Below are 14,500 nucleotides of genomic sequence, written 5' to 3' on the forward strand. Positions count from 1 at the left end.
CCAGGACGTCTGGCCCCTCTCGGACGTTGCCCGCCCCTGCGGGCAGGCCGGTCAGCCCTGCGTACGGAACACCAGCGAAGAGTGCCCGATGCGCACCACGTCGCCGTCGGCGAGCTGCCAGGTCTGCACCGGGGTGCCGTTGACCGTGGTGCCGTTCGTCGAGCCCAGGTCCGCCAGCGTGGCGCTCTGACCGTCCCAGGTGATCTCCAGGTGCCTGCGCGACACGCCGGTGTCCGGCAGCCGGAAGTCCGCGTCCTGGCCCCGGCCGACGACGTTCCCGCCCTGCTTGAGCGAGTAGTTGCGGTTGGAACCGTCGTCGAGCTGCAGGCTGGCCGAGAGCTGCCGCTGGGTCTGCACCGCGGGCGGGGCGTAACCGCCCTGCTGCCCGTACGGGTCCTGGCCGTACCCCTGCTGCTGGCCGTAGCCCTGCTGGTCGTAGCCGCCCTGCTGCTGGCCGTAACCCTGGTTGTAGCCCTGGTCGTACCCCTGCTGCTGGCCGTAACCCTGCTGGTCGTAGCCGCCCTGCTGCTGGCCGTAACCCTGGTTGTAGCCCTGGTCGTAGCCCTGCTGGCCGTAACCGGCGCCCTGCTGGTCGTAGCCACCCTGCTGGCCGTAACCCTGCTGGTCGTAGCCGCCTTGCTGCGGCTGCTGGCCGTAGCCCTGCTGCTGGCCGTAGTTGGGATCGTTGCCGTACTGCCCCTGGCCGTACCCGTACTGCTGTCCGTAAGGGTCGCCCTCGGGCGCTTGGCCGTAGCCGGGAGGCTGGCTCATGGATGGGTCTCCTGCGTTGCGGGGTTGTGCCGACCGTCTGCCTGCCTGGTGGCCTGCGCCCGAGACGTGAGCCTTCACGTCGGGGTCGACGGACGAGCGGGTTCGGAACTGTCCGGTGTGCAGCGCGTCGGAGCGCTCCAAGGAGACTACGACGTCGCCGTAGGTGTCCCAGCCGTGCTCGCTGAGATGCTCGGCCACGCAGTCCGCGAGCAGCGCCTTCATGCGGTCTTCATCGCCCGCGAAGTTGTCGTGGTCGCCGGGCCCGAGCTGAACCACGTAGTGGTTCGGCGCCAGCATCCGGCCACCAGCCAACTCGCGGACGTTGTCCTCGCTCTCGCGCTGCAACGCCTGCGCCACCTCCTGGGGCACCACGTTGCCACCGAAGACACGCGCGAAGGAGTTGCCCACGATGTCCTCCAGCTTGCGGTTCAACCGCTGCCCGATGCCCATGGACCCTCCTTCCCGTGCGTGCTCCTGTGCCGATCGTATCCGGGTGCGCCAGGCACGACACGGGGATGTGCGAACCCCGTGCGAGGCCCCCCGCGGACCGTGCTAGTGTTCTCCCCGTTCCCCCCGGGGAACACAACCACTCGGGCGAGTGGCGGAATGGCAGACGCGCACGGTTCAGGTCCGTGTGTCCGAAAGGACGTGGGGGTTCAACTCCCCCCTCGCCCACGTTGCGAGGCGAGTGCTCATGTAGAGCACTCGCCTCTTTCGTTTTCGCACTGGGGGGCGACCCCCCAGACCCCCACGGTGCGTGCTCCCTGGGTTGGCGGGCGCTGGGCGCGATCGTGTTGACCAGCGGGGATCTCCTGCGGAGAGTGATTTGGCGACCTTGTTCGGCGACCTTGTCTGGAGACGGGGCTCGGGGTGGATGCGCGGTGGGGTGTTGGGCGCAGTGGGGGTCATCTGTGGGGATGGGGTGGATGGTGTGGTGGGGGTGGGTGAGTGGTGGGTGAGTGGTGGTCGGGGGGTTTGGGGTGGGGGTGGGTGGGGGTTTGCGTTGAGTGGTTGGGGGGTGGGGGGTGTGGGGTGGTGGTTGAGAGGGGTGTCTGAATTTGTTGCTGTGTGTGGTTGGTCGGGTGCTTAATGGAGTGTTGTTGTGGGGGGTGGAAATTTGGGGGGTGGATTGGCTGTGGGGGCGGAAAACGGGGGATGAGTGGTCGGCGGGAGTGGGAATGTGGGTGGGGTGGCGGTGTCGCGTAGCCCGATTGGGGGACTCTGTTTTTGCGGGTTTTCCTGGGGGTTGGCGAGTGATGATCTAGGTCACTGCACTGTGGGTAGTTTTTGTTGTCGTCGCTCAACCTGGTGCTCACCCGGATGGCGGGACAGTGGGGGTGAAGTCGGATTACCGGTCGTCGACCGGTCGCCGACGATGGATGGCCGCCGGTCGCAGGGGTGGGTGTCGAGGGTCTTATCGGTGGGGGTCGGACTGGTACTCAATTGAAGTACCAATCGACACCGCCCGAGCGGGGAACGCGAGTTCACCGGAGCGGGGGGAGAGAAGGGCGGAAGTTTGTGAGCGGCATTCCAGGGCGCACGGCGGTAACCGAGACTCTCAAGGCGCTGCCCGCTCAGCTCACCCCGCCGGTGGAACTCCCCGCCAGTGTGGACGAGTTGGCCGTTGGCGCGGTGGCCGCGCTCGGCTGGGTGGGGACGGTGCTGCCGGAGATGACGCTCTTCGGCCGCCGCGTCTGCCTGGTGGCCGACCTGCTGGCCGACGTGCACGCCGAGCGGATCTGCCTCGGGCAGGAGCCGGTGACCGACCGGGCCAGCGTCTCCACCTGGGCCTGGCCGGAACTGGCCGGGCGGGTGCCCGAGCCCGCGGTGCGCATCGTGGGCGCCGTCGCGGTGGCCCGGCACTGGCGCACCGGCCTGGCCAACGCGGTGCCCTTCCTGCGCTACGGCGAGGCCGCGATGGTGCTGCCCACCTCCGCCGTGCTCACCCACGACTACCTGGCCAACTGCCTGCCCCGGACCCGCGCCTACGGCGTCGCGGTGGCCAGCGCCGAGCCGGACGGCCAGGTGCAGGTCGACCTGCCCGCGCGCACCGAGCGGGCGGTCCCCGAGGCCGACAGCCTCTACCGCTGGGTCAGCGAACTGGCCTACGACCAGATCCTCGACTCTGCGGGACCGGCGCCCCGGTCGTAGCCTCGGCCCCATGCGCATCGTCATAGCGGGTGGCCACGGCAAGATCGCGCTGTTGCTCACCCGGCTCGCCGCCGGGCGCGGCGACACCGTGGTCGGGCTGGTCCGCAACCCCGACCACGTCCAGGACGTCCGCGACCACGGTGGGGACGCCGTCGTGCTCGACCTGGAGTCGGCTTCCGCCGAGCAGGTCGCCGCCGCCCTCGCCGGTGCCGACGCCGCAGTGTTCGCCGCGGGCGCCGGGCCGGGCAGCGGCACCGCCCGCAAGGAGACCGTCGACCGCGACGCCGCCGCACTGCTGGCCGACGCCGCCCTCATCGCGGGCGTGCGGCGCCACGTGCAGATCAGCGCCATGGGCATCGACCGCGCCGACGACCCCGGGGTGGACGAGGTCTTCGCCGTCTACCTGCGCGCCAAGAACGCCGCCGAGCGCGCCCTGCGCGACCGGGACCTCGACTGGACGATCCTGCGCCCCGGCAGGCTCACCGACGACCCGGCCGTGGGCGCGGTGGCCCTCGCCGAGTCCGTCGAACCCGGCGCGGTGAGCCGGGCCGACGTGGCCGCGGTCGTGCTGGCGCTGCTCGACGCCCCGGGCACCGCCGGGCTCACTGTGGAACTCGTCGGCGGTGGCACCCCGGTCGCCGAGGCGGTTCAGTCGCTGCCCAGGACCCGCGCCGAGTAGGGGTTGCGGAACCGGCCCTCCGGGTCCACTTCGGACCGCACCCGGCGGAAGTCGTCGAACCGGGGGTAGCGCCCGCGCAGCGCCTCGGCGTCGAGGGTGTGCACCTTCCCCCAGTGCGGCCGACCGCCGACCTGGGCGACGACCGCCTCGAACAGGTCGAAGTACGCCCGGTACGGCATCCCGACGTACTGGTGGATGGCCAGGTACGCCGAATCGCGACCGTACGCGGTGGACAGCCAGATGTCGTCGGCCGCGGCGACGCGCACCTCCACCGGGAACATCACCGGGTCGGCCAGCCGGGGCACCCGGGCGCGCAGCTCGCCGAGCACGTCGGCCAGCGCCTCACGCGGGATCGCGTACTCCGACTCCACGAACCGCACCCGCCTGCTGGTCACGAACACCCGGTGCGAGACGTCGCTGTAGGCGCGCGGGGACAGCGCCGAGGCCGAGAGCCGGTTCAGCGGGCGCACCAGCCGCGGCACCGCGCGCCCGACGCGGCACAGCGCGCCGAACGCCACGTTCTCCATCACCTCGTACTCGGCGAACCTGCGCACCGGTCCGAGCGGCCGGGGCCGCGCACCCTCGGGCAGCCGGTTGTTGCGCTTGGTCAGGGCCTTGTGGCCGTAGGGGAACCAGTAGAACTCGAAGTGGTCGTTCTCCGCGCAGTGCTCGTCGAGCCGGTCGAGCACCTCCGGCAGCGGTTCGGGCCGCTCCTGCGCGGAGAGCACGAACGCGGGTTCGGTCCGCAGCGTCACGGTGCTGATGACCCCGAGCGCGCCGAGGCCGACGCGGGCCGCGGCGAACAGGTCCGGGCGCTCGGTGTCCGAACAGGACACCGTGGAACCGTCCGCCAGCACCAGTTCCAGCGCCGACACCTGGGTGGCGAGACCGCCGAGCGCGGCGCCCGTGCCGTGCGTCCCGGTGGAGATGGCGCCGGAGACGGTCTGCGCGTCGATGTCGCCGAGGTTGGCCAGTGCCCGGCCGAGTCCGTCGAGTTCGGCGTTGAGGGCGGCGATCGTCGTGCCCGCGCGGACGGTCACCTCGCCGGTGCCCAGGTCGGCCGCGCACACCCCGGTCCACCGCGACAGGTCGAGCGCCAGGCCGTGCGCGGCGCCGATCGCGGTGAACGAGTGCCCGCTGCCGCGCGTGGTCACCGTCGTCCCGTGGTCGGCGGCCCACCGCACCGCCTCGGCGATCTCCCCGGGGTCGCGCGGGGAGCGCACCGCGGTCGCCGTGGCGGTCTCGGTGCCCGCCCAGTTGCGCCAGGCGAGTGCCGTGCTGCGGCCCATCCGAAACCTCCCGGTTCGACGTGAATGCTGTTCGCTTCACAGTCTGACCCATGTCGTACGGTGATCGGGTGGACCCCGAAGCCCAGCGCGCCCGGCTCGACACCGCCACCGCTGACCTCGACCCCCCGGTGGCGGTGGTCGACCTCGACGCGTTCGACCGCAACGCCGACGACCTGGTGCGCCGCGCGGCCGGGCGCCCCATCCGGGTGGCCAGCAAGTCGATCCGCTGCCGGTCGCTGCTGGAGCGGGTGCTGCGCAAGCCCGGCTTCGCGGGTGTGCTGGCCTACGCGCTGCCGGAAGCCCTGTGGTTGCACGGGAACTGGGCGGGCACCGACCTGGCGGGCACCGACATCCTGGTCGCCTACCCGACCGCCGACCGCGCCGCCCTGCGCGCCCTGGCCGCCGACGAGAGCGCCCGGGAAACCGTTGCTGTCATGGTCGATTCGACCGCGCACCTCGACCTGATCGACGCCGCGCTGGGCGCCGACCACCCGCCGATCCGCGTCTGCGTCGAGCTGGACGTGTCCTGGCGCCCGGTCTTCGGCGACCGCCGGGTGCACATCGGCACGCTGCGCTCGCCGGTCTTCACCGCCGCGCAGGCCGCCGCGCTCGCGGCGGGAATCCGCGCCAGGGCGGGTTTCCGGCTCGTCGGGGTCATGGGCTACGAGGGGCAGATCGCCGGTCTGGGCGACGCGCCGGTGGGCAACCCGGTGCTCGGCGGGCTGCGCCGGGTGCTGCGCCGCGGTTCGGTGCCGGAACTGGTGCGCAGGCGCGGGGAAGCGGTGCGCGCGGTGGCGGCGGGCGGTGCGCTGGAGTTCGTCAACGGCGGTGGCACCGGCAGCATCGAGGAAACGGGGACCGATCCGGCCGTCACCGAATTCGCCGCCGGTTCCGGGCTGATCGGCCCCACGCTGTTCGACAACTACCGCTCGTTCACCCCGGACCCGGCCGTGCTGTTCGCGACCCCGGTCGTGCGCAGGCCCGCGCCGGGCGTCGCCACGCTGCTCGGCGGCGGGTTCACCGCGTCCGGCCCGGCGAACTCGTTGCGGTTGCCCAAACCCCACTTGCCGCGCGGTTTGAAGCTGCTGCCGATGGAGGGCGCGGGCGAGGTGCAGACGCCGGTGACCGGCCCGGCCGCCGACGCGCTCGCGGTCGGTGACCGGGTCTGGTTCCGCCACGCGAAAGCCGGTGAACTCGCCGAGCGGTTCACCGGCTACCACGTGCTCGAGGGCGACCGGATCACCGGCACCACCCCGACCTACCGCGGTGAGGGGCAGAACTTCGGCTAGGCGGCGGCCGACGTCGTCTTGCCGGACAGGTAGCTGCGGACGACCGCCTTCGCCTCGGCGATGACGGTGTCCTCCGGGAACAGGCCGCGGCGGAACGCCAGGTTCAGTATCCCGTCGGCGATCTCGTTGGCGACCGCGACCGGCAGGCGGATCTCCTCGAACGCGACGTCGAACCGGTCGGAGAGGAAACCGGCCATGCCGTCGGCGATCACGGTGTTGTTGTCCCGCTCGCCGTCGATCAGCCGCAGGTCCACCACGTCGCCGAAGCGGAGCCTGCGGAAGCCGGGGACCTCGCGGTACATCTGCACGTAGATGTCGAAGATGAGGTCGGCGCCGTCGTACCAGTGCGCCAGGTCGGCCTCGTCGAGCCTGCGGCCGATCTCGGTCATGAAGTAGTCCAGGTTCCGCTGCGTCAGCGCCTGCACGACCGCCCGCTTGTCGGGGAAGAACTGGTAGAGCGAGCCCACCGCCACTCCGGCGCGCTCGGCGATCAGCGTGGTGGTGACCCCGTCGTAGCCGAGTTCACCGACCAGCTCGGCGCACGCTTCCAGCATCTTCTCCACCCGCTTCGCACTGCGCTGCTGCACGGGTTGACGGCGAAGGGGGGTAAGGGTGGCCACCGTGTCTCCTCCAGGTCGCTGAGGTGGGTTGACTGACTGCTCACCGTGTTCAACGACCGAGTGGCGCGGGGGAAGCGGGTTGTCCCGAGATTTCCGGAACTGATTTCACATATTACCCAGCGGTAACCTGGTTGTCCGGGTGGTACCCGCGGGCGGGCGCCGATCGCGGGTGGCACCCACACCCGCCCTGACGCCCGCCCGCGGTGCCGAACCCCCGTCGCGAGGCCACGTGCTCGCCTCGCGGGGGAAACTCGCGAGCGGCGGATCACCCGGTCCGCCCAGTTCGGGGGAATGCGCGGACCGGGTGACCAACCATCCGGCGACCGGGTCTCCGACGTCCGGGGGAACGGCGGAAACCCCGGTGCCAGCTCTTACCTGGCCGCCGCGGGCATCCGGCGCGGGAACGCGTCGAGCGCGTGCCGCGCGGGCTTCTCCGGGGCCAGTCCACCTGCGACGAGGTGCTCGTAGGCGGCCCGCCACACCGAGCACGGCGCCTTCTGCTGGCGCCAGCGGCCCGAGCAGGTCGGGCAGTTGCCCCGGTCGTCGGGCTCGTGCGCGGCGAGCATCGACCGCCAGCCCTCCGTCAGCCGGGGCAGTTCGGACCGGGCGACCGACAGCAGGGACGGTGCGTCCGCGCGGTCCGCCAGTTCGGTGAGCATGTCCAGGCGCTCCCACACGGCGCTGCGCAGGACCTGGCCGAGTATCTCGTCCACCTCTACACCGTCACCTCTCCGCCTGTTCGGCGGCTTCGCGGAGGGCGGCGCGCAACTGGCCGAGCTGGCCGGTCGTCAGTACCGCCGTCTCCCCCGGGGGTCCGACCAGGACCACCTTGTTCCTCTCCACGAGCACCGTCAGGCACCGGTCGCGGTTGACCACGTCGCCGCAGCCGATCCGCCACACCCGGCGCCCGCCGACAGATCCGGCGAGCGGGCGCGCGTCCTCGGGCGGGCGACCCGGCGCCGCGGCGCCCGGGTTGTGCACCGTCCTGAGGAGTTCCACGTCCGCTGTCCCTCTCCGTGCTCGTACGCTTACAACGAACTACATTGGGGCTTGAGAATCGGGAGCGGGTCGGCACAGCGCCGATCGGCGCCCGATCGCCGTTAAGCGGTCGCGGGAGTTCGGTCGGGCCGATCAGGCTCACCGATCCACTCTTCTCGCGGCTCGTGAACTGCGCTTACGCTGCGTTCGACGCCCAGCGGAACTGTGAGGGGCCGGAATGAACTCGATCGGATCTCCAGGTTCTCCCATCCCTCCGGACACGTGGGAAGAACCCGAGATGCGAGCCGCGCTCGCCGCGCGGGAGGTCAGCTCCGTCTACCGGCTCCTGCGCCGGACCGGTGTGTCGCAGCGCCAGATCGCCGCGATGACCGGCCAATCGCAGTCCGAGGTGTCGGAGATCCTCAAGGGCCGCCAGGTCATGGCCTACGACGTGCTGGCGAGGATCGCCGACGGGCTGGGCGTCCCGAGGGGATACATGGGTCTCGCCTACGACGAGGTGACCGCGGTGCGAGTCGCGGTTTCGCGCGAGGCCTCACAGCCTGAGGAGAGCGAAGAGGTGAAGCGTAGGGAGTTCCTGGCGCACGCCGCGGCCGTCACGGTCGGGGCCAACGTGCTGGGCACGAACTCCGGGTCGTGGGTCGCCAATCCGGTGCAGACCCCCGCGCCCGGGCGCATCGGCATGACCGATGTGCGACAGGTGGAGGCCGCCACGCGGGCACTGCGCTCGCTGGACTACCAGTACGGCGGCGGCTTCTGCCGCGACGCGGTGGTGGCGCAGTTGTCCTGGGGGCAGCAGATGCTCGGCGCGTCGGGCCCGGAGCACGTCAAGCAGCGCTTGCACGTGGCCCTGGCCGACCTGCACAACCTGGCCGGGTGGACGTCGTTCGACATCGGACTCACCGACTCCGCCCGCAACCACTTCGGCAAGGCGCTGGAGCTGGCCAAGGCGGGCAAGAGCGAGCCGCTGGTGGCCAACATCCTGTACCGGATGGGCCGGGTCTACCTGCACAAGGACTCCCCGGACGACGCGTTGAAGATGTTCCAGCTCGGCCAGATCGCCGCCCAGGAGTCCGGCTCCGAGCTGGCGGTCGCGGTGATCTGCGCGAACCAGGCGTGGGCGTACGCGCTGATGGGGCACCGGGAGCAGACGATGAAGCTCATCGGCCGCACCCGCGACGAGTTCGCCCGCGCCAACCACGCCGACGCCGAGGACTGGGTCAAGTTCTTCAACGAGACCGACGTCTACGCCATGATCGGCACCGTCCACACGGTGCTGGCGCAGACCGTCGACCCGAACCACACCAAGTTCGCCATCCCGGCGCTGTCCAAGGCGATCGACACCTACGGCGACGAGATGAACCGCAGCAAGGCGTTCAACCTCGGCGCGCTCGCCACCAACCACCTGTTGGAGGGCGACATCGACCACGGCGCCCGGGTGGGCCGCCAGGCCGTCGACCTGGCCGAGACGCTCAAGTCGAGCCGGGTCAAGGACCGCCTCCAGCCCCTGCTCGACGAGGCGAACAAGCGGCGCAACAACGCCGACGCCCGCGACCTCGCCGAGCAGATCACCAACCTCAACGTGGCGTGACGACCGCGCCCGTGGCAGGCGACGGGCTGTTCACCAGGGAGAACCTGGATTCGACCCTGGCGCGGGTGTGCGCGGCGACGGGCCTGGACCCCGGGGGCGCGCGGCTGCTGCGGTTCACCAACAACGCGGTGTTCCTGCTGCGGTCGCGGCCGGTCGTGGTGCGGATCGTCGGGTCGGTGTCGCTGCGGCACCGGGTGGACAAGGTGGTGCGGGTGGCGCGGTGGCTCGCCGAGCACGACGTGCCCGCCGTCCGGCTGCACGGCGGCGTCGAGCAGCCGGTGCGGGTGGGCCCGTACGCGGCGACGGTGTGGGACGCGGTCCCCGGGGGCGGTGCGCCGCCCCGGCCGCGCGACCTGGCCCGGCTGCTGCGGCGGGTGCACGCGCTGCCCGCGCCGGACGGCCTGCCCGCGTGGGACCCGCTCGACGACGTGCGGCGGCGGGTCAGCGAAGCCGAGGGGTTGGACGAGGAGTCGCTGGACTTCCTGCGGCGGCGGCTGGCCGAGGCCGCGGAGCGGGTCGCCGCGCTGGACTTCCCGCTGGCCACGGGGTCGGTGCACGGCGACGCGCACCTGGGCAACCTCATCCCATCGCCCGCCGGGCCGGTGCTGTGCGACTTCGACTCCAGTTGCGTCGGCCCGCCGGAGTGGGACCTGACGCCGTTCGCCGTCGGGGTGCTCCGGTTCGGGGAGTCCGCGGCCGACTACCGTGAGTTGTGCGACAGCTACGGTTTTGACGTCACCCGGTGGGATGGTTTCGCCGTGCTGCGCGAGGTGCGCGAGCTGAAGCTCATCACCAGCGTGCTCCCCATCATGGGGAGCAGCCCCGAAGTGCGGCCTGAACTGCTCAGACGCTTCCGCGACTTCCGGGCGGGCGACTCGGCGGCGCAGTGGGCGCGCTACACCTGAGTCGGGTGGTTGTTCGTTGAAATTGGTAACGCAGAGTTCATCACGGACGAAGAGAGGACATCGGGGCCGACGGTGACCCCGCGCGTCGTCCGAGGTGGCTCATGATGGTTTTCACCCGCAAGGCCGTGCGGCAGCGCCGGGCCCTGGCGACCGCCTCGTCCATCGAGCGCCTGGTCGGCGACCGGGTCGGCCAGGTCCGCGACCTGCCGGAGGACGCCCGCGGCAGGCACGCCGACCACATGGCCGAGCTGGTCCTGCTGGCGCAGGCCTACCGGCACTTCGGCCGGGGCTGGATCAGCAAGCGCGAACTCGACCGCCGGGCCGCCGCGGCGACCCGCGAGCTGACCCGGTTGCGCCGTGCGGCCGCTCCGGCGGCACACCTCACCGATCGGGACTGACCACTCGCCGTTGCCCCATTCGGGTTACGTGGAGGCGGTTCCGGTTGCGCGGGGCACCGTTCAGCGCGGTGAACGGGCACTTCGCCGCGCTGAGCGTGAGTTGTCCCCGTTTGCCTGTGGACAACTACCGTGATCCATCCACAGGTGTGGACAACCTGGGTGGGGATAACCACGTGTAGCTGGGCGAACACCCGATCCAGGGGTTGTGGACAACTTCTGTGGACCACTGGGGACAACTCAGTTGATCGGTGCCCTGGTCAACACGGTGGCGAGGCCGAAGGCCAGGCCCATCACCCCCAGCTCCACCGCCGCCCAGGTCACCAGGGCGGTCGGCTTGTGCGCGGTGACCGCGGGCAGCAGCCTCCAGCGGATGCGGGCGCCGAGCGCCGCCAGGGTGAGCAGGCACAGCGTCTTGAGCACCAGCAGGATGCCGTAGCCGGTGGTGAACAGACCCCCGAGCACGGTGAGGGTCGGGCTCACGGCCAGCTCGACGAACCCGTTGAAGGCGCCGGTCACCGTCACCAGCACCAGGCAGACCGTGGCCAGCTTCGAGAACCGGGGCAGGGCGTGCGCCAGCAGCGCGCGGTCGGCCGCCAGCACGACCACGACCGCGCCCAGCCCACCCGTCCAGGTGGCGGCGCTGAGCACGTGCAGCTCCATCGAGATCATCGTGAAGTCGTGCATCCGCCAGTTGGTGGCGTGCCCGGTGACCGGCAGCGGCAGCAGCGCGAACAGCGCCACCGCGGCGCGCAGCTCGGCGGGCACCGACTCGCCCGCGACCACCGCCCACAGCGCCAGGCCGAAGCACAGCAGCGCGAACACCGCGACGAACACCAGCGCCTTGCCCGCGCCGATCGTCGACACGTACTCCGCCACCGCCGCGGCGGACACGTCCGTGCCCGGCCGCAGCTCCGCGGTCTGCATGACCAGGGTGACCAGCGCGGCGACCAGCCAGACCAGCGAGGAGTACATCGAGGCCCGGCGGGCGCCGAGCATCAGCGGCTCGGTGAGCCGGGGCCGGTCGAAGCCGACCAGCAGCGGCAGCAGGCACAGCCCGACGGTGACCACGGCGGCCACGTCGAGCAGCACCCGCACCACCGGCAGCCCGACCCGGACCACCTCGGCGGGCTCCGGCAACCCGGGGACGGGGCTGGTCGCGGTGAGCGCGAGGCCGACGAGGACGCCGACGACCGCACCCGCGACCAGGACCGCCACCAGGTGGTACCGGTTCCCGACCGGGGTGGTCCGGGTGGTGCTCACTTCTCCGTGCCCCCGACCCGCGCGGCCAGCACGATGCCGCCGCCGAGCAGGACCACGGCACCCGCGATCCACACCCAGATCGGCACCCCGCCGCTGTCCTCGGTGTCGGTGCCCGCCTCGGCGCCGTTCCCGGCGCCACCGGCCGGGGCCGCGGCGTCGGCGGTGGCCTCGGCCGGGGTGCCGGTGCCCGCGGTGGTGAGGTCGAACTTCAGCTCACCGGTGACCGAGTGCCCGTCGGCGGAGAGGATGCGGTAGCCGATGGTGTAGGTCCCGGCCGGGCCCAGTTCGCGCAGGCCGACGCTGACGACGTTGCTCTTCACCACCGCCGCGCCGTCCTGCCACCGGCCCTTGCCGTCGGGGCCGACGACGACGATCGTGTTCAGGTTCTCGCCCGCCTGCACCGGCTGGTCGAACGTCAGCTCGACCTGCTTCGGCCCGACCGCGACCGAGGAGCCGTCAGCGGGGTTGCTGCCCACGAGCTGGTTGTGCGCGAACGCCGTCCCCGCCAGACCGACGAGGGCGAGCAGTGCCACCACGGCGGTGGCGAGAACCCGACCGAGGGTGCGCATCGGCTACTCGCCCGCCTTCGCGGCCGCGATCGCCTTGCGCGCGCGCAGCGTGGCGCCCGCGGCCAGGCCCAGGCCCAGCGCGCCGACGACGAGCCCGGCGCCGCCCAGCCAGCGGGCGGTGTTGTCCGAGCCGCCCGCCGCGGCGGCCTCGGTGGTGTCGCCGCTGTGCTCGGCGTGCTCGCCCGAGGCGCCGTGCTCGCCTGCCTGGGCGGCCGAGAGGGCCAGCGCCGGGGCCGGGTGCTCGGGCTCCTCGGCGCCCTCGGCGGGCGGCGGGGCGTCCCAGGCCACGACCTTGCCGCTGTCGTAGGTCTGGATGGCCGGGGTGACCAGGGTGTCGGTGTTGTCGGGCAGCTTGCCGACCGACAGCTCGAACTCCTCGAACTGGCCGGGGGCGATCTTCGCCGGGGACACCGCGGTCCAGGTGACGGTGCTGAACGCCTCGGTGATCTCGGTGTTGCCGGACTTCACCGGCTGCGGCATCTTGATCTTGGTCAGCTCGGAGGTCCACCCGGCCATCGGCTTGGTGCGCACCGAGGTCAGCGGGTACTCGGCGGGCAGCTTCACCTCCACCTTGATGGTGCTGGCGGCGGCGTCCTCGTTCGGCACCCGATAGGTGATCTTGGTGTAGCCGCCCTTGGCGGCGGCCTCGCCGAGGACGCGGGCGGTGACGTGCGCGGAGGCGACGCCGGAGGTGAGCAGGGCGGCTGCGCCCACGGCGGCGAGCAGCACGCCCGCGCGCGCTGCGGTGCGGGAAGACCGGGATGACATGGTCGGGTTCTCCTGGAGGGCGAATTCGGGGAGGCCCGGGTCGCGGGGCGACCGGGCGTCGGGGGGTGTTCGGGTTCCTCAGGAGAGGACGGGTGGGCCGCGGCGCCCCAGGGACCGGCGCAGGACCGCGCTGATCAGGTGTTCCGGGTCGGGTTCCACCGGCGCCGGGGACGGTGCGGGCGACCACGTGGAGAGCACCACGGCGATCGCCCGGACGAGCCCGCGCAGCGCCGCCGCGACGGCGGCGAAGGCCGTGGACGCCCTGGTGAGCAGGACGGCGGTGAGCAGCGTGGCAGCGGCGTGCGTGGCGAGCATGAGCGGCGTCGAGAACGCCGGTCCGCCCGGTTCGCCGGGGTGCGCGTCGGCGACGTCGGTGAGCAGCACGTGCAGGCTCAACTGGCTGGTGCCGAGCAGGGCCAGCATCGGGACCAGCCCGTGGTGGCGCTCGGCGACCGCGGCACCCGCCCACCCCACCAGCACGGTGAGCGCGGCGGTGACGGCGGCGTCCGGGACCCGCCCGCCCGCCATGCCGTGCGCGGCGACGGCGAGCGCGGTCGAGGAGAACCCGAGCAGGACCGCACGCGGCGCGCGGAAAGCGCGGGCGTTGCTACCTGCTGCGATGGTCACGGTCAAAGGGTATGCGGCGCTGTCTAGACCCCCCGCCCACACTTCGGGAATTTGTAACCCCGAGCACCCTTCAAACGCCGAGCGCGGCCAACAATTGCTCTTCGATGCGGTCCAGCTCACCCGAGACGGCCCGGTGCGCGGCCTTGCGGCGGGCCTGCGGCATCCGCTCGGCGGCGCGCACGGCCGCGGCCAGCTTGCGCAGGTTGCCCTCGGCCTCGTCGGCGAAGGCGAGGTCCGCCGGGGTGGCGCCGCCCTGCTTGGCGCGCACCTCGGCGAGGCCGCTCGCCGCACCGGCGATCCGGGCGTGCAGCGCCCCGCCCCGGCCGGTGTAGTGCCCGAGGTCGTCGACCTCCACCCCGAGCCTGCGCGCCTTGCGCCGCTCCAGCCGCTCGCGCACCACCGCCGCGCCCTGCATGACGTACGGGGTCACCACCGGCAGCACCGCGGGTCCGAGGACCTTGGCGAGCGCGAGCGCGTTCTTGGCCCTGGCCGGGGTGAACCCGCCCGCCTCGACCGCTTTCGCCGCCTTCTTCCGAGCCACCTGCGCCTCCCCGGATATCTGTTGGTCAAGAACCTAGCGGCGCCGC

At 72.1% G+C, this 14,500-nt stretch carries 16 protein-coding genes and 1 tRNA gene; 7 read left to right on the plus strand and 10 right to left on the minus strand.

Features of this window, described 5'->3' with window-relative positions; genetic code table 11:
- Positions 1–51: 51 nt before the first annotated feature.
- On the minus strand, positions 52–1,221 hold the full coding sequence (locus DFQ13_RS18505) for a DUF3662 and FHA domain-containing protein (protein WP_110080701.1): 1,170 nt from the start codon (positions 1,219–1,221) through the stop codon (positions 52–54).
- 142 nt (positions 1,222–1,363) lie between these two features.
- Here DFQ13_RS18505 and DFQ13_RS18510 point away from each other — a divergent pair.
- The 3 genes from DFQ13_RS18510 (at position 1,364) to DFQ13_RS18525 (ending at position 3,601) form a co-directional block, all read left to right on the plus strand.
- Positions 1,364–1,446 (plus strand) — tRNA-Leu (locus DFQ13_RS18510).
- Positions 1,447–2,298: 852 nt separating this feature from the next.
- Positions 2,299–2,922: a hypothetical protein gene (locus DFQ13_RS18520; RefSeq protein WP_035290181.1), complete on the plus strand. Its 624-nt coding sequence runs from the start codon at positions 2,299–2,301 to the stop codon at positions 2,920–2,922.
- 10 nt (positions 2,923–2,932) lie between these two features.
- Positions 2,933–3,601: an NAD(P)H-binding protein gene (locus tag DFQ13_RS18525; protein ID WP_110080702.1), complete on the plus strand. Its 669-nt coding sequence runs from the start codon at positions 2,933–2,935 to the stop codon at positions 3,599–3,601.
- On the opposite strand, the gene DFQ13_RS18530 is transcribed toward DFQ13_RS18525, so the two are convergent.
- On the minus strand, positions 3,571–4,890 hold the full coding sequence (locus DFQ13_RS18530) for a D-arabinono-1,4-lactone oxidase (protein WP_110080703.1): 1,320 nt from the start codon (positions 4,888–4,890) through the stop codon (positions 3,571–3,573). The two genes, DFQ13_RS18525 and DFQ13_RS18530, sit on opposite strands and share 31 nt — an antisense overlap.
- A 50-nt stretch (positions 4,891–4,940) precedes the next feature.
- Here DFQ13_RS18530 and DFQ13_RS18535 point away from each other — a divergent pair, with 50 nt between their 5' ends.
- Positions 4,941–6,179: an alanine racemase gene (locus DFQ13_RS18535; RefSeq protein ID WP_110080704.1), complete on the plus strand. Its 1,239-nt coding sequence runs from the start codon at positions 4,941–4,943 to the stop codon at positions 6,177–6,179.
- On the opposite strand, the gene DFQ13_RS18540 is transcribed toward DFQ13_RS18535, so the two are convergent.
- From DFQ13_RS18540 to DFQ13_RS18550, 3 genes are all read right to left on the minus strand, one after another.
- Positions 6,176–6,733, minus strand: coding sequence for a TetR/AcrR family transcriptional regulator (locus DFQ13_RS18540; protein ID WP_110080705.1), 558 nt, complete (start codon positions 6,731–6,733; stop codon positions 6,176–6,178). The two genes, DFQ13_RS18535 and DFQ13_RS18540, sit on opposite strands and share 4 nt — an antisense overlap.
- Positions 6,734–7,170: 437 nt before the next feature.
- A complete protein-coding gene (locus DFQ13_RS18545; RefSeq protein WP_035290160.1) occupies positions 7,171–7,512 on the minus strand; it encodes a hypothetical protein in 342 nt (113 codons plus the stop codon).
- A 10-nt stretch (positions 7,513–7,522) separates the two neighbouring features.
- The gene (locus DFQ13_RS18550; protein WP_407643182.1) at positions 7,523–7,780 is read right to left on the minus strand and encodes a hypothetical protein; all 258 of its coding nucleotides are present in this window, start codon (positions 7,778–7,780) and stop codon (positions 7,523–7,525) included.
- 235 nt (positions 7,781–8,015) lie between these two features.
- On the opposite strand from DFQ13_RS18550, the gene DFQ13_RS18555 reads away from it, so the two are divergent.
- The 3 genes from DFQ13_RS18555 to DFQ13_RS18565 all read left to right on the plus strand — a co-directional run bounded on the left by DFQ13_RS18555 (position 8,016) and on the right by DFQ13_RS18565 (position 10,689).
- The gene (locus DFQ13_RS18555; protein WP_084176430.1) at positions 8,016–9,386 is read left to right on the plus strand and encodes a helix-turn-helix transcriptional regulator; all 1,371 of its coding nucleotides are present in this window, start codon (positions 8,016–8,018) and stop codon (positions 9,384–9,386) included.
- The gene (locus DFQ13_RS18560) at positions 9,383–10,291 is read left to right on the plus strand and encodes a phosphotransferase family protein (RefSeq protein ID WP_233427919.1); all 909 of its coding nucleotides are present in this window, start codon (positions 9,383–9,385) and stop codon (positions 10,289–10,291) included. The genes DFQ13_RS18555 and DFQ13_RS18560 overlap by 4 nt, the downstream gene beginning before the upstream one ends.
- Before the next feature lie 101 nt (positions 10,292–10,392).
- Entirely contained in the window at positions 10,393–10,689 is a 297-nt protein-coding gene (locus tag DFQ13_RS18565; protein ID WP_084176431.1) for a hypothetical protein, read from the plus strand.
- Positions 10,690–10,926: 237 nt separating this feature from the next.
- Here the strand turns inward: DFQ13_RS18565 and DFQ13_RS18570 are convergent, their stop codons facing one another.
- The 5 genes from DFQ13_RS18570 to DFQ13_RS18590 all read right to left on the minus strand — a co-directional run bounded on the left by DFQ13_RS18570 (position 10,927) and on the right by DFQ13_RS18590 (position 14,454).
- The gene (locus tag DFQ13_RS18570; protein WP_035290164.1) at positions 10,927–11,949 is read right to left on the minus strand and encodes a copper resistance D family protein; all 1,023 of its coding nucleotides are present in this window, start codon (positions 11,947–11,949) and stop codon (positions 10,927–10,929) included.
- Complete coding sequence (locus DFQ13_RS18575) at positions 11,946–12,518, minus strand: copper resistance CopC family protein (RefSeq protein ID WP_035290167.1); 573 nt, start codon at positions 12,516–12,518, stop codon at positions 11,946–11,948. Before DFQ13_RS18575 ends, DFQ13_RS18570 begins: the two co-directional genes overlap by 4 nt.
- A 3-nt stretch (positions 12,519–12,521) precedes the next feature.
- Positions 12,522–13,286, minus strand: coding sequence for a YcnI family copper-binding membrane protein (locus DFQ13_RS18580; RefSeq protein ID WP_110080706.1), 765 nt, complete (start codon positions 13,284–13,286; stop codon positions 12,522–12,524).
- 78 nt (positions 13,287–13,364) lie between these two features.
- On the minus strand, positions 13,365–13,913 hold the full coding sequence (locus DFQ13_RS18585; protein ID WP_052022068.1) for a hypothetical protein: 549 nt from the start codon (positions 13,911–13,913) through the stop codon (positions 13,365–13,367).
- Between the two features lie 70 nt (positions 13,914–13,983).
- Positions 13,984–14,454: a DUF6474 family protein gene (locus DFQ13_RS18590; RefSeq protein WP_035290170.1), complete on the minus strand. Its 471-nt coding sequence runs from the start codon at positions 14,452–14,454 to the stop codon at positions 13,984–13,986.
- Positions 14,455–14,500: the final 46 nt, after the last annotated feature.

Source organism: Actinokineospora spheciospongiae (assembly GCF_003182415.1).
In the GTDB taxonomy this organism is placed as follows: Bacteria; Actinomycetota; Actinomycetes; order Mycobacteriales; family Pseudonocardiaceae; genus Actinokineospora; species Actinokineospora spheciospongiae.